The organism is Subtercola sp. Z020 (genome assembly GCF_002931235.1).
GTDB lineage: Bacteria > Actinomycetota > Actinomycetes > Actinomycetales > Microbacteriaceae > Subtercola.
In genome coordinates, this window is record NZ_PSTT01000099.1 from 1 (window position 1) to 20,952 (window position 20,952).

General features: G+C 68.4%; 20 protein-coding genes. 17 read left to right on the forward strand and 3 right to left on the reverse strand.

Going from position 1 to position 20,952, the window contains the following annotated elements:
- From C5B96_RS17415 to C5B96_RS12685, 5 genes are all read left to right on the forward strand, one after another.
- Window positions 1–491, forward strand: a 491-nt coding sequence (locus tag C5B96_RS17415; protein ID WP_199176648.1) for a hypothetical protein, incomplete at its 5' end; no start/stop codon positions are given.
- 238 nt (window positions 492–729) lie between these two features.
- Window positions 730–1,845, forward strand: coding sequence for an ABC transporter substrate-binding protein (locus C5B96_RS12670; RefSeq protein ID WP_104245728.1), 1,116 nt, complete (start codon window positions 730–732; stop codon window positions 1,843–1,845).
- Entirely contained in the window at window positions 1,845–2,711 is an 867-nt protein-coding gene (locus tag C5B96_RS12675; RefSeq protein WP_104245729.1) for an ABC transporter permease subunit, read from the forward strand. Before C5B96_RS12670 ends, C5B96_RS12675 begins: the two co-directional genes overlap by 1 nt.
- Window positions 2,708–3,520 (forward strand): ABC transporter permease, encoded by an 813-nt coding sequence (locus tag C5B96_RS12680; RefSeq protein ID WP_104245757.1) that lies wholly within the window; start codon window positions 2,708–2,710, stop codon window positions 3,518–3,520. Before C5B96_RS12675 ends, C5B96_RS12680 begins: the two co-directional genes overlap by 4 nt.
- A gap of 4 nt (window positions 3,521–3,524) precedes the next feature.
- Window positions 3,525–4,580 carry an ABC transporter ATP-binding protein gene (locus C5B96_RS12685; protein ID WP_104245730.1) on the forward strand — a complete coding sequence of 352 codons (1,056 nt, stop codon included), beginning with the start codon at window positions 3,525–3,527 and terminating at the stop codon, window positions 4,578–4,580.
- A 71-nt stretch (window positions 4,581–4,651) separates the two neighbouring features.
- On the opposite strand, the gene C5B96_RS12690 is transcribed toward C5B96_RS12685, so the two are convergent.
- Window positions 4,652–5,488 carry an alpha/beta fold hydrolase gene (locus tag C5B96_RS12690; RefSeq protein ID WP_104245731.1) on the reverse strand — a complete coding sequence of 279 codons (837 nt, stop codon included), beginning with the start codon at window positions 5,486–5,488 and terminating at the stop codon, window positions 4,652–4,654.
- Between the two features lie 269 nt (window positions 5,489–5,757).
- Between C5B96_RS12690 and C5B96_RS12695 the strand changes: the two genes are divergently transcribed.
- The 5 genes from C5B96_RS12695 to C5B96_RS12715 all read left to right on the forward strand — a co-directional run bounded on the left by C5B96_RS12695 (window position 5,758) and on the right by C5B96_RS12715 (window position 10,339).
- Window positions 5,758–6,318, forward strand: coding sequence for an NADPH-dependent FMN reductase (locus C5B96_RS12695; protein ID WP_104245732.1), 561 nt, complete (start codon window positions 5,758–5,760; stop codon window positions 6,316–6,318).
- A 74-nt stretch (window positions 6,319–6,392) separates the two neighbouring features.
- A complete protein-coding gene (locus tag C5B96_RS12700) occupies window positions 6,393–7,370 on the forward strand; it encodes a ring-cleaving dioxygenase (RefSeq protein WP_104245733.1) in 978 nt (325 codons plus the stop codon).
- Window positions 7,370–8,059 carry an alpha/beta hydrolase gene (locus tag C5B96_RS17170; protein ID WP_146078171.1) on the forward strand — a complete coding sequence of 230 codons (690 nt, stop codon included), beginning with the start codon at window positions 7,370–7,372 and terminating at the stop codon, window positions 8,057–8,059. Before C5B96_RS12700 ends, C5B96_RS17170 begins: the two co-directional genes overlap by 1 nt.
- A gap of 82 nt (window positions 8,060–8,141) precedes the next feature.
- Window positions 8,142–9,017 carry a hypothetical protein gene (locus C5B96_RS17420; protein WP_158507180.1) on the forward strand — a complete coding sequence of 292 codons (876 nt, stop codon included), beginning with the start codon at window positions 8,142–8,144 and terminating at the stop codon, window positions 9,015–9,017.
- A complete protein-coding gene (locus tag C5B96_RS12715; RefSeq protein ID WP_158507181.1) occupies window positions 9,014–10,339 on the forward strand; it encodes a DUF2254 domain-containing protein in 1,326 nt (441 codons plus the stop codon). Before C5B96_RS17420 ends, C5B96_RS12715 begins: the two co-directional genes overlap by 4 nt.
- Window positions 10,340–10,374: 35 nt before the next feature.
- On the opposite strand, the gene C5B96_RS12720 is transcribed toward C5B96_RS12715, so the two are convergent.
- A complete protein-coding gene (locus tag C5B96_RS12720) occupies window positions 10,375–10,851 on the reverse strand; it encodes a MarR family winged helix-turn-helix transcriptional regulator (protein ID WP_158507182.1) in 477 nt (158 codons plus the stop codon).
- A gap of 126 nt (window positions 10,852–10,977) precedes the next feature.
- Between C5B96_RS12720 and C5B96_RS12725 the strand changes: the two genes are divergently transcribed.
- The 7 genes from C5B96_RS12725 (at window position 10,978) to C5B96_RS12755 (ending at window position 18,689) form a co-directional block, all read left to right on the forward strand.
- Complete coding sequence (locus C5B96_RS12725; protein ID WP_104245738.1) at window positions 10,978–11,394, forward strand: hypothetical protein; 417 nt, start codon at window positions 10,978–10,980, stop codon at window positions 11,392–11,394.
- 93 nt (window positions 11,395–11,487) lie between these two features.
- Window positions 11,488–12,591, forward strand: a complete 1,104-nt coding sequence (locus tag C5B96_RS12730; protein ID WP_104245739.1) for a hypothetical protein — start codon at window positions 11,488–11,490, stop codon at window positions 12,589–12,591.
- A 238-nt stretch (window positions 12,592–12,829) separates the two neighbouring features.
- Window positions 12,830–13,816: an ABC transporter substrate-binding protein gene (locus C5B96_RS12735; protein ID WP_104245740.1), complete on the forward strand. Its 987-nt coding sequence runs from the start codon at window positions 12,830–12,832 to the stop codon at window positions 13,814–13,816.
- 87 nt (window positions 13,817–13,903) lie between these two features.
- Window positions 13,904–15,499 (forward strand): sugar ABC transporter ATP-binding protein, encoded by a 1,596-nt coding sequence (locus C5B96_RS12740; protein WP_104245741.1) that lies wholly within the window; start codon window positions 13,904–13,906, stop codon window positions 15,497–15,499.
- Window positions 15,496–16,548, forward strand: a complete 1,053-nt coding sequence (locus C5B96_RS12745; protein WP_104245742.1) for an ABC transporter permease — start codon at window positions 15,496–15,498, stop codon at window positions 16,546–16,548. The genes C5B96_RS12740 and C5B96_RS12745 overlap by 4 nt, the downstream gene beginning before the upstream one ends.
- On the forward strand, window positions 16,545–17,591 hold the full coding sequence (gene yjfF, locus C5B96_RS12750) for a galactofuranose ABC transporter, permease protein YjfF (RefSeq protein ID WP_104245743.1): 1,047 nt from the start codon (window positions 16,545–16,547) through the stop codon (window positions 17,589–17,591). The genes C5B96_RS12745 and yjfF overlap by 4 nt, the downstream gene beginning before the upstream one ends.
- A 60-nt stretch (window positions 17,592–17,651) precedes the next feature.
- Window positions 17,652–18,689, forward strand: a complete 1,038-nt coding sequence (locus tag C5B96_RS12755) for a LacI family DNA-binding transcriptional regulator (protein ID WP_104245744.1) — start codon at window positions 17,652–17,654, stop codon at window positions 18,687–18,689.
- A 73-nt stretch (window positions 18,690–18,762) separates the two neighbouring features.
- Here C5B96_RS12755 and C5B96_RS12760 read toward each other — a convergent pair whose 3' ends face one another.
- Window positions 18,763–20,799: a LuxR C-terminal-related transcriptional regulator gene (locus C5B96_RS12760; protein ID WP_158507183.1), complete on the reverse strand. Its 2,037-nt coding sequence runs from the start codon at window positions 20,797–20,799 to the stop codon at window positions 18,763–18,765.
- Window positions 20,800–20,952 lie beyond the last annotated feature (153 nt).

The window sequence follows — 20,952 nt, forward strand, 5'->3', positions numbered from 1 at the left end:
AGGTCTTCCCCGCCTGCGGGAGGGCGGGTGGGCGCCGGCCGGTGTCGGCGTCGATCCGCACGGGGTGGGCCGCGGCATCCGGAACCGCACGCGCGGATGCGGCGAGCATCGGCCCTGCCTACACCGACCCGGCCCACATCGACCCAGCGCACACCGACCCGGCACACAACGACGCCGCACGCTCGCCGCTCACCGAGCACGCGGTCAGCTACCTCGTCAGGAACGACGCACTCGTGGTTCCGGTGCCCCAGCGCGGCGGTGACACGGCCGAGTGGGATGAGCAGCTGCTCCGCACCACGCACTGGGTGTCGGACATGCGGCGGCGGCACGACCGCATCTTCCTGGGCGACGGAACGGTGCCGGTGCTGCGTATCGACGATCCGCTCGGGCGGTGGGCTGCCGTGGCGTTCGACCTCGGCCGGCAGCGCGTGACGATCGCCGGCGCCACCGACTTTCTCGACCGCCGGTTCGTGACCGCGGCCGGCGCCTGAGCAGAGCGCCTCAAACACAGCGCCACAGGGCCAGCGGCACCAGACCGGCAGCGCCCGTCAGCCGTTCACCCGCTCTTCACCTCGCGTCTTCGCGCCGGAACACCCCGCGACCCGGTCGCCCCCTACCGTGACTCTGTCGCCCCGGTGGTTCAGCCGCCCGCACCCGAACGCGGGCACCACCAGCGATGTACCGGAGGACGTCTTGTTCACATTTCGAAGCAGCACCCGCCGAACCACGATGGGTGTCGCCGCACTCGCGGTCGCAGCGCTCGCGCTGACCGCCTGCTCGTCGCCCAGCTCCGGCAGCACCGGCAGCGGCACGGCCGCGTCGGGCGTCGACGCGAAGTCCGCCACCGACGCCAGCGCTTTCGGCGGCATGGACGCGCTTGTCGAGGCAGCCAAAGCGGAGGGCTCGCTGAACGTCATCGCGCTGCCCGACGACTGGGCGAACTACGGCAAGATCATCGAGGCGTTCAAGGCCAAGTACGGCATCACCGTCAACTCGGCGAGCCCTGACGCGTCGAGCGCCGAGGAGATCACCGCGGCCACCAGCCTCGCGGGGCAGGACACGGCGCCCGACGTCTTCGACATCGGTGCGGCGGTCGCGTTGGCCAACACCGACAAGTTCGCCCCCTACAAGGTCACCTCGTGGGGCGACATCCCCGACGAGAACAAGGAGTCGACCGGTCTCTGGGTCAACGACTACACCGGCCTCATGTCGATCGGGTACAACTCGAACGTCATCAAGACGGCTCCGGCTAAGCTCGACGATCTGCTCGGCGGCGACTACAAGGGCAAGGTCGCGATCAACGGCGACCCGACCCAGGCCGGTGCAGCGTTCGCTGCCGTCGGTCTCGCTGCGGTGCAGTCCGGCGGGTCGCTCGACGACTTCCAGCCGGGTATCGACTTCTTCCAGAAGCTGAACAAGGCGGGCAACTTCCTCACGGTCGACCCGACGCCGGCCACGATCGCCTCGGGCGAGACCGCCGTCGTCTTCGACTGGAGCTACAACAACCTCGCCGCAGCGGCCGCGACGCCCGGCTGGAAGACGACCATCCTTCCCGGCACCGCCTACGGCAGCTACTACAACCAGGCCATCAACGCGGATGCCCCGCACCCCGCCGCGGCCCGTCTCTGGCAGGAGTTCCTCTACAGCCCCGAGGCCCAGAACCTCTACCTCGCCGCCGGAGCCTTCCCGGTTCTGCTCGGCGCGATGGACGCGGCCGGCACCACCGATGCCGCAGCCGTCGCCGCCGTCGGAAAGATGCCCGAGAACTTCGTCTCGCCGACCTCGGAGCAGAGCACGGCAGCCGCCACCCTCCTGTCGACCAACTGGGCTGCGGCGATCCAGTGATGACCGCCCCAGCCCGGCGGCGTCGCCCGAACCTCGCCGTGCTGGGGCTCACCCCGTTCGCGCTCTACGTTCTGCTCTTCCTCGCCGTTCCGACGGTGCTGGCCGTCACGACCGGCTTCTTCGACAAGAAGGGCGGCTTCACCCTCGACAACGTGAGCGCCCTCTTCACCCCCCAGGTGCTCTCGACGTTCCTCAGCTCGTTCTGGGTGTCGGGCGTGACGGCAGTCGTCGGCGCCGTCGTGGGCGCACTGGTCTGTTACGCACTGCTCGGCACGCGCCCCGAGGGCGCCCTGCGCCAGAGCATCAACTCCGCTTCGAGCGTGCTCGCCCAGTTCGGCGGGGTGATGCTCGCCTTCGCCTTCATCGCGACCATCGGCGTACAGGGCATCATCACGGTCACCCTGAAGAACCTCGGAGTCGACCTCTACGCCGACGGCGTCTGGCTCTACCAGGTGCCGGGCCTGCTGCTGCCCTACCTCTACTTCCAGGTTCCGCTCATGGTCATCACCTTCCTCCCCGCGCTCGAGGGGCTGAAGCCACAGTGGGCGGAGGCCAACGCCACGCTCGGCGGCAGCCGCCTCACCTTCTGGGTGCGGGTGGCCGGCCCGATCCTCGCCCCCTCCTTCTTCGGCAGCCTGCTGCTGCTGTTCGCCAACGCCTTCTCGTCGTACGCCACGGCCGCCGCCCTGATCAGCCAGGGGTCGCAGATCGTGCCCCTGCAGATCCGTTCGGCCCTGATCAGCGAGACCGTGCTCGGGCGCTCGAACCTGGCGGGCGCTCTGGCCCTCGGGATGATCGTGGTCATGGTCGTCGTCATGTTCGGCTATTCGCTGCTGCAGTCGAAGACGGCGAGGTGGCAGCGATGAGCTCACCGCGCCTCGGGGCCACGCCGTCGCGAACGGCCCGCACGATCATCCTGAGCCTCGTCGGGCTGCTGTTCGCGGTGCCGATCCTCGCGATGATCGAGTTCACCTTCAGGGATGGGCTCTCGGGTTCGTACACGCTCACCCACTGGACGAACCTGGCGAACCCGGCCGTGAACGCGAAGTACGCACCGCTGGCGACGGCCCTCGCGAACTCGGGCGTGCTCGTCGTCGTGACCGTGCTGCTGGTGCTCGTGGTGCTGCTGCCGACCATGATCCTCGTCGAACTGCGGTTCCCCCGCCTCCGACGGGTGCTCGAGTTCATCTGCATCGTGCCCATCACCGTGCCGGCCATCGTGCTCGTCGTCGGGCTGGTTCCCGTGTACAGCGTGGTCGTGAAGGTCGCGGGCAGTTCGATCTGGTCGCTCGGCTTCGCCTACGGCATCACCGTGCTGCCCTATGCCTACCGAGCGATCCAGGCGAACCTCGGCACCGTCGATGTCGTCACCCTCAGCGAAGCCGCCCGCTCCCTCGGGGCCGGCTGGGCGACGGTACTCCTCCGCGTCATCCTGCCGAACCTCCGACGGGGCATCCTGGCCGCCGCGTTCATCTCGATCGCCGTCGTGCTCGGCGAGTTCACCATCGCCTCCCTGCTGAACCGGGTCAACCTGCAGACGGCACTGGTGCTGATCTCGAAGAGCGACCCCTACGTCGCTGTCATCTTCTCGCTGTTGGCGCTCGCCTTCGCGTTCGTTCTGCTGCTGCTCATCGGGCGGCTCAGCACTGTCGGCTCGCGCCGGAGAAAGGCCTAGACCGATGGATGCGACATCCCGCGGCGCCACCGTCGAACTCACGGAGGTCGTGAAGAACTACGGCACAGGCGCGCCCGCGCTCGACACTCTCAGCCTGCACGCCCGGCCGGGCGAGTTCGTCGCCCTGCTCGGCCCGTCGGGCTGCGGCAAGACCACGGCCCTCCGCACGGTCGCCGGCCTCGAGGCCGTCACCAGCGGGAGCATCTCGATCGACGGGCGCGACGTCACCGACCAGCCGACCAACAAGCGCGACCTCGGCATGGTCTTCCAGTCGTACTCGCTCTTCCCCCACCTCGACGCGCAGGCGAACGTCGAGTTCGGTCTGCGGATGCGCCGGGTTCCCGCAGGCGAACGGCGTGAGAGAGCGCTCGGGGCTCTCGAGATGGTCGGCCTCGGCGGGTTCGGCAGCAGGTTCGCCCACCAGCTGTCGGGTGGGCAGCAGCAGCGGGTCGCGCTGGCCCGCGCCCTCGTCACGCGGCCCCGCGTGCTTCTGCTGGACGAGCCGCTCTCCGCCCTCGACGCCAAGGTGCGGGTGCAGTTGCGGGAGGAGATCCGGCGCATCCAGACCGAACTCGGCATCACCACCCTGTTCGTCACGCACGACCAGGAGGAGGCGCTGGCCGTCGCCGACCGCGTGGCCGTGATGCGCGCCGGCCGCATCGAGCAGATCGGAACACCCGAGGCGCTCTACACCCAGCCGCAGACCCCCTTCGTCGCGGAATTCATCGGGCTGAGCAACCGCCTGCCCGGAACCGTTCGCGGAGGCTTCGTCGAGGTGTACGGGGTCGAGCTGCCCCTGCTCGACCCCACCGTCGCTCCCGGGCCGGTCACGGTAGCGCTCCGACCCGAAGACGTCGAGATCGTGTCGGAGGGCGCCCTCGCCGGCGTGGTCGTGTCGACGAGCTTCCTCGGCTCTCTCCGCCGCTCGACCGTGCGGCTGCCCGACGACACGCTGCTCGCCGTGCAGCACGCGGTGGGCCTTCGAACTGCCCCCGGCGAGCGCGTGGCGCTGCGGTTCACCGGCGCCTGCGTGTCGGTGAAGCACGAAGAGAACCCCTGAGGCCGGGCGGGATGCCGGCCCCAGGGGTTCTGGGGTTGGTCTGGCCGCCCGGTGGCCGGGCGGCCGGCGGGTCACTGCTGGATGAACGCCAGCAGGTCGGGGTTGATCACGTCGGCGTGCGTCGTGAGCATGCCGTGCGGGTAGCCCTCGTAGATCTTCAGCGTCGAGTTGCTGAGCAGTTCGTGCTGCTTGAGTGACGCATCCTTGTAGGGCACGACCTGGTCGTCATCACCCTGGGTGACGAGAACCGGAACCGAGATCGACTTGAGGTCGTCGGTCTGGTCGGTCTCGGAGAACGCCGCGATGCCCTCGTAGTGCGCCAGCGCGCTGCCCATCATGCCCTGCCGCCACCAGTTCGCGATGACCGGTGCGGAGGGGGTGACGCCGTCACGGTTGAACCCGTAGAACGGGCCCTCGGCGACCGCCTGGAAGAACTCGGAGCGGTTCGCGGCGAGGGCGCTGCGGAATCCGTCGAAGACCGACATCGGCGTTCCGTCGGGGTTCGCCTCGGTCTGCACCATCAGCGGGGGCACGGAGGAGACGAGGATCGCCTTCGCGACGCGGCCCTGCGGCTCGCCGTACTGCGCGACGTAGCGAGCGACCTGGCCGCCGCCGGTCGAGTGACCGATGTGGATGGCGTTCTTCAGGTCGAGGTGCTGCACGACCGCGTCGGCGTCGCTGGCGTAGTGGTCCATGTCGTGGCCGACGCTGGTCTGCGACGACCTCCCGTGCCCGCGGCGGTCGCTCGCGATGACACGGTACCCCCTCGACAGGAAGAAGAGCATCTGGGCATCCCAGTCGTCGGCCGAGAGCGGCCAGCCGTGGTGGAACATGATGGGCTGGGCGTCGTGGCTGCCCCAGTCCTTGTAGTAGATCTCGGTGCCGTCTTCTGTGGTCACGAATGACATGTCAAAACCTCCGTCGTCAGATGTGGCACCAATCTAACGTCGGCGCACGCCCCGCGCTTCCGACATTTGCCGAACATCCCCGCGGTTCACGCGCGTCCACTGGCTGCGATCGCAACACCCGGTGAAATCCATGCGTTTGTATGCAATACTGGTACGAGCGGTGAATATCCCGGAGTCGGCCGCCCGCCGATCCCGACCCGCAGCCCGTCACCCACCCGACGTTCATTCCCCACCCGACACTCACGCTCCACCCAACAGGAAGAACACCCATGTCTGATCTCCGTATCGCCATCATCATCGGCAGCACCCGCCCCGGCCGCAACGGCAAGGGCGTGGCCGACTGGGTACTCGCGAAGGCCGCCGACCGCTCGGCCAGCTACGAACTCGTCGACCTCGCCGACTTCCCCCTGCCGCACCTCGATGAGGCCATGCCGCCCGCCTACGGCCAGTACGCGAACGAGCACACGAAGAAGTGGGCGGCCACCATCGCCGGCTTCGACGGCTTCATCTTCGTCACGCCGGAGTACAACCACTCCACCTCGGGCGTGCTGAAGAACGCCATCGACTACCTCTACGCGGAGTGGAACAACAAAGCGGCGGGCTTCGTCAGCTACGGCAGCCTCGGCGGCGCGCGGGCCATCGAACACCTGCGCGGAATCAGCGCCGAGCTGCAGATCGCCACCGTTCGCCAGCAGCTCAGCTTCTCGCTCTTCACCGACTTCGAGAACTTCAGCACGTTCGCCCCCGGCGCGCAGCACGACGACTCGGCCGTCACGCTCTTCGAGCAGGTCGAGGCCTGGGCGGGCGCGCTCAAGCCGCTGCGCGGCTGACCCCGAGGCACTCAGCCCCGACCCACTCCACCCCGAACCCCTCCGACCCGATCCACCTCCCAGAAAGAAGCGTCATGCCCGCCCAGACTTCGGGGCTCCACCACGTCACCGCCATCGGTGGGGCGCCGCAGCGCAACATCGATTTCTACATCACGGGGCTGGGCCTCCGCCTCGTGAAGAGAACGGTCAACTTCGACAGCCCCGGTACCTATCATCTGTACTACGGCGACGAGGCGGGCAGCCCGGGTTCGCTGATGACCTTCTTTCCCTGGCCCGGCGTGCACCAGGGCCGCATCGGAGCGGGCCAGTCGACCACGACGGCGTTCTCGGTGCCGGCCGGGAGCCTGGGCTGGTGGAAGCAGCATTTCGCCGATCTGGGGGTCGACTCGGCAACGACCTCTCTCTCCTCCGACGAAGAGCGGCTGAGTCTTCGTGACCCGGATGGCCTGCAGCTCGATCTCGTCTCCTCCAGCATCACCGACCCCCGTGCCCCCTGGGATTCGGAGTCGGTTCCCGCCGAGTTCGCCGTTCGCGGCCAGCACTCCTCCGTTCTGACCGTGAACGATCCCGTGGGCACCGCCCGCACACTCACCGAAGACCTGGGCCTGCACCTCGTCTCCGAGACGGAGGATCGGCTGCGCTTCGCGGCGGGCCCGGGCGGGGCGGGGCACCTCGTCGACGTGATCGCCGATCCGTCTGCCGACCCGGGACTCTCGGCCGGCGGTACGGTTCACCACATCGCCTTCCGCGTTCCCGACCGCGACACCCAGTCGCTCTGGCGGGAACAGCTCGTCGACCGCGGATACTCCGTCACCGAGATTCTCGATCGCGACTACTTCACGTCGATCTACTTCCGCGAGCCCGGCGGAGTGCTGTTCGAGATCGCGACCGACACCCCCGGGTTCGACATCGACGAGCCGCTCCTCGAGCTGGGTCGCAGCCTGCAGCTCCCGCCGTGGCTGCAGCCGAACCGCGAGCAGATCGAGGCCTCCCTCGTGCCGATCGAGCTGCCCTCGGAGAACAACCCGGGCACGCGCGGGATGCGCGGCTGATGAGCGCTCCGGCCGACGGCGCGACGCACGCCGACTGGCCCCACCTGTTCCGCCCCGGGGCCGGCGCGCTCGTGCTGGCACTGCACGGCACCGGTGGTGTCGAGTCGGATGCCGTCGCCCTCGCCGAACGGATCGCTCCGGGTGCCGCAATCCTCTCCCCCCGGGGCCGCGTCTCCGAGAACGGCGCCGGCCGGTGGTTCCGTCGGGCGTCGGAGGGCGTCTTCGACGTCGACGATGTCATCCGCCGCGCCGATGAGCTCGCCGGGTTCGTCGGGTGGGCGGTCGCCGAGTACGGTCTCGACGGGCACGGTCTCGACGGGCACGGTCTCGACGGGCACGGTCTCGACGGGCATCCACTCGTCGCCACCGGCTTCTCGAACGGGGCCAACATGGCGCTGGCGCTCGGCATGCTTCACCCCCGCCTGGTCCCGACGGTCGTCGCGTTCTCCGGCATGTACCCGTTCGGCGACCGGACGCTGCCGCGCGACCTCAGCCGGTCGCGCCTGCTGCTGCTGAACGGCACGGCCGACCCGATGGCTCCTCAGTCGAGCGTCGACGTGCTCGCGCGCACGGCCGCCGAACAGGGAGCCGCCGTCACCCGCGTCTCGCGTGACGGCGGCCACGGCATCCAGCCCGCCGAACTCGCCGAGGCCGAGCGGTGGATCACGGGCCTCGCCGCCGCGCCCTGAGAGCGGCCCACTCTGCACGCCCGGTGGACTCCGGCTCGTCTCCGCCGTAAGTTGAGAGGGCGACGGAGCACGAAGGGGTCTGATGTCTCTTATCAGTTCACGTTCCGAGATCGAGTTGCTCGGAACGATCGGTGTCACCCAGTTCGGCGCGGGCGCCCAGCACTCACCTCACCGGAGCTTCACCGTTCTGGGCCAGGCCCTGACGTTCGGCGCGGGCGCCCAGCACTCACCTCACCGGAGCTTCACCGTTCTGGGCCAGGCCCTGACGTTCGGTGAGGTCGAGATCGACGACCTCGTCATCTCCGGGGCCGAGTTCACGACCGACCACGCCGCCTCGGCCCGTCTGCCCTCGACGAATTCCGTGCGCGTCTTCTTCGTTCTCTCCGGGAAGATGGATGTCACGGAGGGCGGTCGGCGGCTGTCGTTCGTCGCCGGCACAGCTGGTGTCATCCCCGACGGATGCACGCCGGCTCTCTCGTGTGCCGCCGAATGCCGCGTTCTGCGGATACGGATGAGCCCCGACCACCTCGAGCGCTACGGCGCGGCCACCGTGCACCGATTCGCGGCGGTCTCCATGAGCACAGTGAGCCGCGAGCCCGCGCTGGACTACCTCCTGCTGCTCACCAGGACCGGGCACGATCACTCCATCAGGGCATCCCCGACGTCGGCCGTCATCGCCCGGCTGATCGGGCGGATGGTCCGGGCCGACGACGACTCGCACCGCGACGACCCGCCGGCGTCTGCAGAACACGCCTCGACCCCCGAGCGGGTCGACGACGCCCTCGTCACGGCGCGGCTCCGAACCCTGCTCGGGCAGTTCCCGCTCGCCCCGAACACGCATCTCGACGATCTCGCCCGCGCCTGCGGCTTTCGCACCAAGAAGGAGCTCAGCATGCTGACCCGAGCCGTCTACGGCCTGACCCTGGGCGAGTTCGTCGACAGCCTGCGCATCGCATGAACGTTCGTCGAGCCGTGACGTCTGCCAGGGAATCGTTCTGGTTCCTTCCCGCAGTGGGCGGGCTGGTGGCGCTCGCCCTTGCGGAAGGGCTCGTCACCGTCGATCGACAGGTGATCGGCGGGCACGCCGGAACCCTGTTCTTCCTCAACGCCCTGAGCGCCAGCGGAGGTCGATCGATCCTGTCGATCATCGGCACCTCGATGCTGACGGTCGCCGGCACCACGTTCTCCATCACGATCTCAGTGCTCGCGACGACATCGTCGACGTACGGGCCCCGGCTGGTGCGCAACTTCATGGCCGACCGCGCCAACCAGTTCGTTCTCGCGGTCTTCACCTCCACGTTCCTGTATGCCCTCGTCGTGCTGCGATCGGTGCACACGGAGGTCGACGACAACGATTCGTTCGTCCCTCTCCTCGCCATCCACGTCGCTGTGCTGCTCGCGGTGCTCGACGTCGCCGTTCTGGTGTTCTTCATCCACCACATCGCCGACTCCGTGCAGATCACCACGCTGCAGCGGCGCGTGCAGCGAGAACTCACCACGACCGTCGACCTTCTCTACCCCGACCGCGACACGGCGACGGGCCGGACGCCGCCGGCGCCGGCCGAGCCTGACGGCTCTGTGGCGATCATGAGTGAGACAGGCGGGTATGTGCAGCGGGTGGATTTCGACGCGCTCTGCGCCGTGGCCGAGAACAGCGGGGCGATGATCGAGGTGGAGGCCATGCCCGGGAGTCACCTCATCCGGGGCGACGCTCTCGCGCAGATCTTCATCCGCGCCGGGTCGCCCTCCCTCGCGGCCAAGGCGCGCATCCAGATCGCCGACTGCTTCCTTCTGGGGTCGGCGCGCACCCCCACCCAGGACGTGCGCTTCGCTCTGCAGCAGCTCGTGGAGATCGCCGTCAGAGGTCTCGCGTCGGGAAGCAACGACCCCTACACCGCTGTCAGCGCGCTCGACCTGTCGGCCGAGAGCCTCGTTCCACTGTACGCACGGCCGGCGCCGAGAGACGAGATCGTCGGGGACGACGGACGGGTGCTCGTGGTCCGCCGGCTCCCTGCCGCCTCAGACCTGATCGGTGACGTGTTCGGCAGCGTGCGCACGTACGGGGTGGATCACCCCGCGGTGGTCGAAGCAGCGCTCCGCCTTGCCGTCAGACTCCACGCAGCGACCCCCGAGAACCACCGCCGACAGCGGGTCGCGGCCGAGGCCCGAGCGCTCATCGACGGCTACGAGGCAACGGGGCTGAACCCCGGCGCCCTGCCCGAGCTGAGGCGCCTGGCCTCGAGCGCCGGAGCCGGTGCCGGAGCCGGCCCGAACCCGTAACTCGTCGCCGCCCCCGCAACAGCCTCGCGACGCGGTCAGAGCCCGAGAATGAGGAGATCTTCGGCCGGGGTCTCACCGGCGGCCTGCGCGAGCAGCGCAAGGGCCGCCGTGACTGCGGCCTGCTCCTCCGTCGTGAGGTGAGACAGGATGCGACCGAGCTCAGCGCGTCGCCGCGCCGTGACCTCGTCGACGAGAGCGCGCCCTTGGGGCGTGATGTCGATGAGCACCTCGCGCCTGCTCCCGGGGCGCGGGGACCGTTCGAGCCAGCCCCCGGCGACCATCCGCTCGACAGTTCTGCTGAAGGTCGACTGTTGGGCGGCCATCTTCTCTGCGAGAGCGCCGATCCGCAAGGGTCCAGAGCCGGTGAGCACGACCAGAACGCGGAACTGCGGCAGGGTGACCACCGCCAGAGCGCCTGCGACGGACCGTGCAACCACGCCGAGGAGGGCGCGCGAAGCCGTCAACGTCGCTTCGACCGACATCGCGGAGGTGGGGAGAGCTCCCGGGGTCACAGTGTCCTTTCTTCGGCATGCTATATTCATGCAGTAGTGCATCTATTGTAGTCACGCATGAGGACGCGGAGCGATCGGGAGGAGTCGGTGATCCCTGGGAACGGCCACCTTCTGCCGCGCCGGCGAGTGATTGCGACCCGTCTCGGTCTCGTTCTGGCTCTGGTCGTCGCGGCACTCGGCATCGCGTCGGTGCTCGTCACCGGCCTACCGACACTCCACACGACTACGGCTGCCCCCCTTTCTGTACCGGCCGTGGTCGAGCCGCTGGGCACAGACCTCCGAGCCCTGGCGAACAGCATCACCCCCCGACCCCCGGACCTCAATCCGGGCACGACGCAGGCCCTGCGGCGAGCCGTTCGGCTCATCATCAAGCCCGCTGCCAACGAGGACTACGCCTCCGCGCTGGCGAACCTCGAGCGGCTGGAGGAAGCGCTCGACTCTGCGACCGAGAGCCGAACCGGCACGCCGGTCTCGCAGAGACGTGCAGCGCTCATCCGACAGGCCATCGTCGACGTGCGAGCTGACCTCACGAAGCTGTCCTAGCGCGCCCACGGAGTACAGTGCAGGGGTCCACCACGGCACCGGGTCAGGCCCCATCGGCGTCTGAGGCGGCGGCCGCCGCCCCGACAGGAACCGATGCCTGCTGAACTCCTGCGCACACCGCTCGACACGACCGCGCTCACGGAAAGGATTCGACGCCGCGAGGTTCGACGATCGTGGCGCGAGCTGATCTCCGCCCATCCCGAAGCCCGCGACGTCGTCGGCACCGTTCGGCGCATCGCTCTCGCCGTGCCGACCTTCTGCGCTCCGATCGGGCTCCTCGCCGTCGGACTCGGCATCGCAGACGAGGTCGCCGACGGCGACACGGATGTCGCGACGGCCGTCGTCGTGCTGAGCGTCATGGGCGCACTCATGGCATTCTCCTGGGTGTTCTGCGCCTGGGCCTGGTTCCGGCTCCGGCGCCGGCGGCCCCTCCCGCGCGTGCACCACAGGCTGGCGCGCTTCGCGGCCGCGAACGGCATGTCGTACAGCCCCGGGCCGACGGGCACCAGCCGAGATGCTCCGTTCCGGCGGCGGGGAAGCCTGAACCTCTACCGGGTGCTCCGAACGCCGGGCGAGCGCGGGCTGGAGTTCGCGAACTACGAGATTGCGCGCGCGACGTCAGCGAACACTGCCCCGGCGTTCGGCGGGTACTGCGCGCTCCGCCTGCCGACAGCGCTGCCGAACATCCTGCTCCGCTCCGAAGACGGGCCGAAACGGCCGCTGCAGACGTCTGCAGAGTTGCGCGAATCGCAGGTGCTGTCGCTCGAGGGCGATTTCGACAGGTACTTCCGGCTGTACTGCCCGGCCGGCTACGAACGCGATGCGCTGTACCTGTTCACTCCAGATGTGATGGGCCGGCTGGTCGACAACCTGCGGGGCCTCGACATCGAGATCGTCGACGACTGGATGTATCTCCTCAGCGCCCGCGACCTCATCACCGACCAGCCGGAGCGGTGGCAGGCGCTGGCCGGCGCGGTCGACGCTCTCGACGACCGGATCGAGCGCTGGGCTCGGTGGCGTGATGAGCGGTCTGCGCCGAGCCGCGGCGGAGGCAAGCCGCACGACGACCACACCCCCACCGTGGCCGCGCCGGGGCGCCGGCTCCGAACCGTCTGGAGCGCGGGCACGATCCTCACCGTCGGGTTCGTCGGCCTCTGCTTCGTCGCCCTGGTCGTCGCGATCAACCTGGGGCGGTAGGCAGCTCGCATCGACCTGCCGTTCGTCGCCATTGTGAGCACTAACAATTGCAGACGACGCGGGATGCCACAGGCGCTACAGGGCGCGGTGCGGCGTTACCCAAACGTTATTAGGCCGCAATTGTGAAGGCTAACATTTTGCCCCTAACATGGCCTCACGGCTCCAGCGTGGAAGCCGTTCCCGGCACCATCGCGCCAGTGTTCTCGCGGCCGGGCCATGAACAGAGAGGTTCATCACGATGAAGAAGATCATCAGCATTGCCGCGGTCGGAGCGTTGCTCCTGACGCTCGCCGGCTGCGCAGGCGGTTCCACAAGCGGTGACAGCGCATCCGGCCCCAAGCCCGTCGACCAGCTCGTCGTCGGTTTCGCCCAGGTCGGCGCAGAGAGCGGCTGGCGTACGGCCAACACCACGAACATCCAGGACTCCTTCAAGGAGGCGGGGATCGAGCTCAAGTTCTCTGACGCACAGCAGAAGCAGGAGAACCAGATCAAGGCGATCCGCTCGTACATCCAGCAGAAGGTGGATGTCATCGCCTTCTCGCCGGTGGTCGAGACCGGCTGGGATGCCGTGCTGAACGAAGCGAAGGCAGCGAACATCCCCGTCGTGCTGACCGACCGTGCCGTCGACAGCCAGGACGACTCGCTCTACGAGAGCTTTCTCGGCTCGGACTTCGTGGAAGAGGGCAAGAAGGCCGGCCAGTGGGTCGTCGACTCCTACAAAGACTCGACCACCCCGGTGAACATCATCCAGCTCGAGGGCACGACGGGCGCCGCGCCCGCCATCGACCGGGCCGAGGGCTTCGCCGATGCGATCGGCTCCGACGCGAAGTTCAAGATCGTCGCAAGCCAGACGGGTGACTTCACCCGCGCCGGCGGCAAGCAGGTCACCGAGGCGCTGTTGAAGTCGAACCCCGACGTCAACCTCATCTACGCACACAACGACGACATGGCACTCGGCGCCATCGAGGCGATCGAAGCCGCCGGCAAGAAGCCCGGCGTCGACATCAAGATCGTCAGCGTCGACGCGGTGAAGGACGGCATGCAGGCCCTCGCAGACGGCAAAATCAACTACATCGTGGAATGCTCGCCGCTGCTCGGCCAGCAGCTCGTCGACATCGTCAAGCAGATCAACGACGGCAAGACGCCCGAGAAGCGCATCATCACCGAAGAGACGACGTTCGACCAGGCCCAGGCAGTGACCGCACTGCCGACCAGGCAGTACTGACTCCTCCCCCTGTGAGTGGTGGATGCCCGGCTGAACCCCGGGCATCCACCACTCCCGGCAGTCCGACCCTCAACGAAGAGAGAACCGATGACCGACACCCGTGAGGTGCGCGAGCACTTTCCCGCCGACGGAGCCACGCCTGTGGTCGAGATGACGGGGATCTCGATACTGTTCCCCGGGGTCAAGGCCCTCGACGACGTGAGCTTCCGCCTCTTCCCCGGCGAGGTGCACTCGCTGATGGGTGAGAACGGGGCGGGCAAGTCGACCCTGATCAAGGCCCTCACCGGGGTGTATCCCATCGACAGCGGCACGATCGTGGTCGATGGCCAGCCCGTCTCCTTCACCGGGCCGGCGGCAGCTCAGGCGGCCGGCATCTCGACGGTGTACCAGGAGGTCAATCTGCTGCCGAACCTCTCGGTGGCGGAGAACATCCTCCTCGGGCGGGAGCCTCGCCGCTTCGGCGGAATCGACGGCCGCGCCATGCGCCGCCGGGCGGCCGAACTGCTCGAGGGGCTGAACCTCGACATCGACCCCGGCTCACTGCTCGGCTCGCACTCGCTCGCCATCCAGCAGCTCGTCGCCATCGCCCGGGCAATCAACGTCGATTCGAAGGTGCTCATTCTCGACGAGCCGACCTCGAGTCTCGATGCGGACGAGGTCGCAGAGCTCTTCCGGGTCATCCGGAGCCTCCGCGACTCCGGTGTCGCCATTCTGTTCGTCTCGCACTTCCTCGACCAGATCTACGAGATCACCAACCGGTTGACCGTTCTGCGGAACGGCAGGCTCGTCGGCGAGTACCTCACGACAGAGCTGCTGCGCATCGACCTGGTGCAGAAGATGATCGGCAAGGAGCTCACCACGCTCGACGAGATCGGTGAGCGCGCCCATGCCGACGCGGTGACCGCCGATCGCCCGGCCGACTACGCCCGCGCCGAGGGCCTCGGCCGCAAAGGGGCGATCGAACCGTTCGACCTCGTGATCGGCGAGGGCGAGGTGATCGGGCTCGCCGGCCTGCTGGGCTCCGGGCGCACCGAACTCGCCCGTATCCTGGGCGGAATCGACCGGGCCGACTCGGGCCAGCTCGACATTGCCGGGGCCCGCACGAGACTCCGTTCGCCGCGGCAGGCGATCTCGCGGCGCATCGCCTACTCCTCGGAGAACCGGCGGAGCGAGGGCATCATCGACGATCTGACCGTGCGTGAGAACATCGTTCTCGCGCTGCAAGCGGACCGCGGCTGGTTCCGGCCGATTCCGAAGAAGCGCCGCGAAGAACTCGCGCAGAGCTACATCCAGACGCTGAACATCAGGCCGGCGAACCCCGACGCCCTGGTGCGCAATCTCTCGGGCGGCAACCAGCAGAAGGTGCTGCTTGCGCGGTGGCTCGCGATCGCGCCCCGCCTGCTCATCCTCGACGAGCCGACCCGGGGCATCGACATCGGCGCCAAGGCCGAGATCCAGAAGCTCGTCTACACCCTCGCAGAGAACGGTATGAGCGTCGTGTTCATCTCGGCCGAACTCGAAGAGGTGCTGCGGCTCTCGCACCGGGTCGTCGTGCTCCGCGACCGCCGGCTCGTCGCCGACCTCGAGAACGACGGCCTGACCGTCGACGCCCTGCTCGCCCTCATCGCCGACGGTTCCGTCGACGATGAGGCCCCCCTCGCACCCCTGGGAGAAAGCTCATGAACCCGACCCTTCTCCGCGCCGTGTCGAGCCGGCTGTTCTGGCCGATCGTCATGCTCGTCATCCTCGTCGCGATCAACGTCGTCGCCTTTCCGGACTTCCTGTCGATCACGGTCACCGACGGCCACCTGTTCGGTTCGGTCATCGACATCCTGCGGAACGGCGCCCCGACCTTCATCATCGCGATCGGGATGACCCTGGTGATCGCGACGCGGGGCATCGACCTCTCGGTCGGGGCCGTCGCGGCCATATCCGGGGCAGTCGCCTGTTCGATCCTCCTGGGCTCCCCCGACCCGGGTGCAGTGGGAACGGTGATCGTGGCCGTCGCCGCAGCGCTCGTCACCTCACTGGTGCTCGGGCTCTGGAACGGATTCCTGGTCTCGGTGATCGGCATCCAGCCGATCATCGCGACTCTCGTGCTCATGACGGCGGGGCGCGGTGTCGCCATGCTGATCACCGAGGGGCAGATCCTGACGGTCGACAGCGCGCCGTTCAAGTCGCTGGGTTCCGGCTTCCTGCTCGGGATGCCGGTCGCCGTCGTGATCGGAGCGGCCATCTTCGTCGTCGCCGCCCTGCTCACTCGCCGCACCGCGCTCGGCATGCTCATCGAGTCGGTCGGCATCAACCCCGAAGCAAGCCGCCAGGCCGGAGTGCGGGCGAGGGTTCTGCTGTTCGCGGTCTACACGTTTTGCGCGCTCTCCGCCGGCATCGCGGGCCTCATCCTCACCGCCAACCAGACCGCGGCCGACTCGAACAACACCGGGCTCTTCATCGAGCTCGATGCGATTCTGGCCGTCGTCATCGGCGGAACCTCGCTCGCCGGTGGCCGCTACTCGCTGGCGGGAACGCTGGTGGGAGCCCTGGTCATCCAGACCCTCGTCACGACCGTCTACACGGTCGGCATTCCGCCGATCGTGACCATGGTGTTCAAGGCAGCCGTCGTCACGGCCGTCTGCCTCCTGCAGTCGCCCGCCACCAGCGCCGCCGTCGGCCGGCTGCGGTACCGCATCAGCGCTCGAACCTCACGCGTCAAGGAAGCAGCTGCATCATGACCTCGACACTCGACCGCCCGAGCAGTTCCGCTTCCATCGAACCGCCGAAGCCGCTGCCGCCCCGCAGCCCGATCGGGCGCGTGCGTGACATCTTCACCAGCCCGCGCTCGGGGCCCGTGCTGGTCACCGCGCTGCTGTTCGTCGCGGTGTTCCTCATCGGCGGCGCCCGCTACCGGGGCTTCTTCTCCGGCCAGGTGTTCCTCAACCTCTTCGTCGACAACTCCTACCTGATCGTGCTCGCCGTGGGCATGACGTTCGTCATCCTGACCGGCGGGATCGACCTCTCGGTCGGGGCCGTCGTCGCGGTGTCGACGATGATCGCGGCCAGTCTCCTGCAGTCGGGCTGGTCCCCGGGCGTCGTCATTCCCCTGATCCTGGTTCTGACGAGCTTCCTGGGGCTGCTCGTCGGCCTCATGATCCATGTGTTCAAGGTGCAGCCCTTCATCGCGACCCTCGCCGCGATGTTCCTCGCCCGTGGGCTCTGCTACGTCATCTCGAAGGACTCGATCTCGATCAACGAGCCCACGTTCGTGGCACTGGCTGTGACGCGCATCCCACTCGGCGGAGGCCTCAGCATCACTCCCAGCGTCGTGATCGCGCTCGTCGTTGTGGTCATCGCCGTGTGGGTGCTCGGCTTCACCCGGTTCGGGCGCACCGTCTACGCCCTCGGCGGGAGCGAGCAGTCGGGCATCCTGATGGGCCTCCCGGTGGCGCGCACGAAGGTCATCGTCTACGTCGTCAGCGGCTTCTGCTCGGGCCTCGCCGGCGTGCTCTTCTCCCTCTACACGCTCTCGGGCTACCCGCTGACGGCGGTGGGTACGGAGCTCGACGCGATCGCTGCGGTGGTGATCGGTGGCACCCTGCTCGCCGGAGGCTACGGCTTCGTTCTAGGATCGGTACTCGGCGTGCTGGTGCTGGGCGTCATCCAGACCATCATCACGTTCGAAGGAACCCTCTCGTCGTGGTGGACCCGCATCTTCATCGGCGGCCTGCTGCTTGTCTTCATCATCCTTCAGAAGGTGCTCACCGCGCGCAGGAGGTGACAGGCGGCGACCGACATAATACAAAGACACGTGCACCCGGCACGTCGATGAGAGAGCACCGTGACGCAAGACGAGAGGCCGCGGGCCACGACGATCTTCGATGTCGCACGCCTGGCCGGGGTATCGCACCAGACGGTCTCCCGCGTTCTGAACGACCTGCCGAACGTTCGGCCGGCCACCCGGCAGCGGGTCGAGAACGCCATCCGGCAGCTGCGCTACGTGCCCTCGCCGGCTGCCCGGGCGATGGTCACCCGCCGGTCGCGCACCCTCGGTCTCATCACGACCGGTACGACCGACTTCGGCCCCTCATCCACCGCCCTTCACTTCAACGAGGCGGCCCGGGATGCCCGGTATGCGGTGATCACCGCCGCACTCCTCGAAGCCGACACGGCCCACGTGCAGAGCGCCGCCGAGCTCCTGGTTCGCCAGAACGTCGAGGCGATCGTGCTCATCGTGCAGCAGCGCCAGGCGGTCGAGGGGATCGCGGGCGTCAACCTCGGAGTGCCCGTCGTGGCCGTCTCGTCTGAAGACAGGGGGTCACCGCACCGGGTGACGCTCGACCAGTACGGCGGGGCGCGAGCCGCGGTGAACCACCTCGCCGGCCTCGGCCACCGCGACATCCGCATCATCGCCGGGCCGCGTGAATCGATGGACGCGGCTGAACGCACGCGCGGCTGGTTCGGCGGCCTCGCGGCCCACGGGCTCGTCAGCCGCGAACCGATGATCGGCGACTGGACGCCCGCGAGCGGGTACGCCCACGGCGCGCAACTCGCCGAGGAGGGGCGCGCCACAGCCGTCTTCGTCGCGAACGACCAGATGGCGCTCGGCCTGATCCGGGCCTACAACCACGCCGGGCTCACCGTGCCCGAACACCTGAGCGTCGTGGGTTTCGACGACATCCCCGAGGCCGCCTACTTCTCGCCGCCGCTCACCACGGTCAGGCAGGACTTCACCGTGCTGGGTCGCACGGCGATGCAGGCGGTGATCCATGCGATCGGCGAGAACAGCGACAGGGAGGCTCCCCCCTTCGAGCAGCAGAGCCAGCTCTTCGGGGTGACGCTGGTGGCGAGGGAGAGCACGCGGGCCCTGCGCGACTGAGCCGCCCGGCGCTGGCCTCGACCGGCGGTTCACGCAGCCGGGTTCACTCAGCCCGGGTTAACGCAGCCCGGATTCACGCAGCCCGGGTGTCGGTCAGCGGGTAGAACTGCGCGATGAGCTGGGTGCGGTTCGAGACACCCAGTTTGATGAAGGCGTTCCGCAGATGCGACTCGATGGTCCGCGGGCTGAGATGGAGGGCCTCACCCGCCAGTCTGTTCGTCAGGCCCTGGGCGATGAGTTCGGCGACACGACGCTCGCTCGGTGTCAGGGCCGAGAGCTTCGACCGTTCCCACCGCGACAGTTCCGTGGAGAGCTCCCGGCGGGCGACGCCGTCCTCGAGAACGGCCAGGGCGCCCCGCGCCGTGTGAGCGATTCTCGAACGCTGCGCGTTGTCGAGCGGGATGTCGCGGAGCATTCGAAGCGCTTCGGTGATGAGCCGAGCACGTTCCGGCACCCACTCCATCGTCTCGGCCGCCGCGACGAGCGCCAGCGTGCCCGCCACCAGGGAACGGGGCGATCCTCCCTCCGCCTCGAGCCAGGCCTCGACGCGGCGCGCCTGCAGGCGGGGCAGCGCCCTGCCGGTGCGGTCCGCGATGCCGCGGAGCGACGTCGCGACGGACTGCGCCCTGTCGACGTCTCCGTTCTGGAGGTGGGCGCGCGCGAGATCGACATCGAGCCAGAGGCGGCGACCTGGTTCCCTGATACCGAGGCCCTCCGCTGTGCGCAGAGCGTCTTCGAGGTGCCGTATCGCAGCCGGCGCATCTCCGCTGCGCGAGAGCAGGATGCCGCGGAGCGCCGCCCGGGTGAGGTGCCCGAGGGGTGCGACCCCGACATCCGGTACCCGTCCGATGATCTGGGTGACCTCGTCGTACCGGCCGAGTTCGAGGGCCAGAAGACCGCTGGCCCGCACCGTGGCCGGCGCTGCTGACGATCGCGGGCTCAGAGAGGCGCTCTGCTTCAGCCGCTCATCGGCCGAGGTGAACTTCCCCGTCGAGATGTCCACGTGGGCCGCGTGCACAAGCAGGCTCTGCCGAAAACCCGTGTCGCCGGAGACTTCGCATTTGACGAGCATCGACGCGATCGCGCTGCGGCTCGAGGCGATGTCATCCACCGTGTAGGCGTACACCGCGACTTTCGCCTCGACGGTGTCTTCCAGAAGCAGCTCGGCCAGGTCGTTCTGCAGGTGTTCGAGCTCATCCAGAAGCTCTCTGTCGAGACCATCGCCGGTGTTGACCTTGGCGTAGAGCAGCTTGTTGATGATCGCGTGACGGAAGGCGGCCGAGTAGTGACCCGATCGGAGCACGGGCAGGGCCGCCTCCAGCTGCTCGGCCACCTCGCTGAAGTTCTCGCCCAGCCCGGCCAGGTAGATATCGAGCATCTCGCGATGGGGATGGCTGGGGGGCAGCGATTCGCGGTGCTGCTCGGCGCGCAGTCGTGCCGCAGCGAGACCGGCTGTCTTGTAGGTCGCCGAGGTGACCAGATCGATCGCGCGTTCGGCCTGGTCGCTGCTGAGGTCGCTCCACGTCAGCGCTTCGAGAATCTCGACGGCGCGCTGGAAGTGGCCGTTCGTGTGCTCCTGGGCGGCCAGCCTCAGCTCGCGATCGTGGCGCTCGGCTGTGCCGTGCACACTCCTCCGGGCCGCGCGCCCCCAGAACTCGATCGCCACATCGACATGGCCGAGCTGCTCGGCACGCGTGGCGATGCGCTCCAGGCTGATGGCGAGTTCGATGTCCTGGCCGGCGGGCGTTCCGAGGTCGCGTTGCCTGCCGGAGTCGTACTCGTTGACGCTCAGCCGTGCCAGTCGAAGATGCAGAGCGCGCCTGTCGGGCTCGGCCAGGATCTGCAGAGCGGCCACTCCGGTCTGCGGATCGGCCGGCTGGAGGTACGAGCCGTTCGACGAGACCACGCCTGCCTGAATGGCCCGCTGCAGATACCTGCTCTGCTCGCCGAACAGGAGCGGTACATCCCGGATCAGGACGCGCCGCAGTGCGGAGACGGCCTGGAACACGTGCAGCGTCGGCTCATCGAGTGCCTCGATCGCCTGGCGTGCCTTGGTCGCCTGGCGTGCCTTGGTCGCCTCGATCGCCTGCGCACGATCGTGTGAAGTCATGAACGTGTGAACCCCAACCGTCTGATGCGTTCGTCTCTGAGGCGATGCTATCCGGGGTCGGCTGGGCGGATGCAGGCCCTGCGCCGACGCGAATCTTCGCGTTCTCTCAGCAACCGACGCCGGGGCTGTGCGCGTGCACCGGTGAAAGCCGCA

Bases quoted from the DNA above. Each gene is read 5' to 3' on its own strand.
- C5B96_RS12680 (WP_104245757.1), top strand. From the start codon at position 2,708: ATGAGCTCACCGCGCCTCGGGGCCACGCCGTCGCGAACGGCCCGCACG.
- C5B96_RS12715 (WP_158507181.1), top strand. From the start codon at position 9,014: ATGAACGTTCGTCGAGCCGTGACGTCTGCCAGGGAATCGTTCTGGTTC.
- C5B96_RS12760 (WP_158507183.1), bottom strand. From the start codon at position 20,799: ATGACTTCACACGATCGTGCGCAGGCGATCGAGGCGACCAAGGCACGC.
- yjfF (WP_104245743.1), top strand. From the start codon at position 16,545: ATGACCTCGACACTCGACCGCCCGAGCAGTTCCGCTTCCATCGAACCG.
- C5B96_RS17420 (WP_158507180.1), top strand. From the start codon at position 8,142: ATGTCTCTTATCAGTTCACGTTCCGAGATCGAGTTGCTCGGAACGATC.
- C5B96_RS12740 (WP_104245741.1), top strand. From the start codon at position 13,904: ATGACCGACACCCGTGAGGTGCGCGAGCACTTTCCCGCCGACGGAGCC.
- C5B96_RS12675 (WP_104245729.1), top strand. From the start codon at position 1,845: ATGACCGCCCCAGCCCGGCGGCGTCGCCCGAACCTCGCCGTGCTGGGG.
- C5B96_RS17170 (WP_146078171.1), top strand. From the start codon at position 7,370: ATGAGCGCTCCGGCCGACGGCGCGACGCACGCCGACTGGCCCCACCTG.
- C5B96_RS12700 (WP_104245733.1), top strand. From the start codon at position 6,393: ATGCCCGCCCAGACTTCGGGGCTCCACCACGTCACCGCCATCGGTGGG.
- C5B96_RS12735 (WP_104245740.1), top strand. From the start codon at position 12,830: ATGAAGAAGATCATCAGCATTGCCGCGGTCGGAGCGTTGCTCCTGACG.
- C5B96_RS12670 (WP_104245728.1), top strand. From the start codon at position 730: ATGGGTGTCGCCGCACTCGCGGTCGCAGCGCTCGCGCTGACCGCCTGC.
- C5B96_RS12695 (WP_104245732.1), top strand. From the start codon at position 5,758: ATGTCTGATCTCCGTATCGCCATCATCATCGGCAGCACCCGCCCCGGC.
- C5B96_RS12685 (WP_104245730.1), top strand. From the start codon at position 3,525: ATGGATGCGACATCCCGCGGCGCCACCGTCGAACTCACGGAGGTCGTG.
- C5B96_RS12690 (WP_104245731.1), bottom strand. From the start codon at position 5,488: ATGTCATTCGTGACCACAGAAGACGGCACCGAGATCTACTACAAGGAC.
- C5B96_RS12745 (WP_104245742.1), top strand. From the start codon at position 15,496: ATGAACCCGACCCTTCTCCGCGCCGTGTCGAGCCGGCTGTTCTGGCCG.
- C5B96_RS12730 (WP_104245739.1), top strand. From the start codon at position 11,488: ATGCCTGCTGAACTCCTGCGCACACCGCTCGACACGACCGCGCTCACG.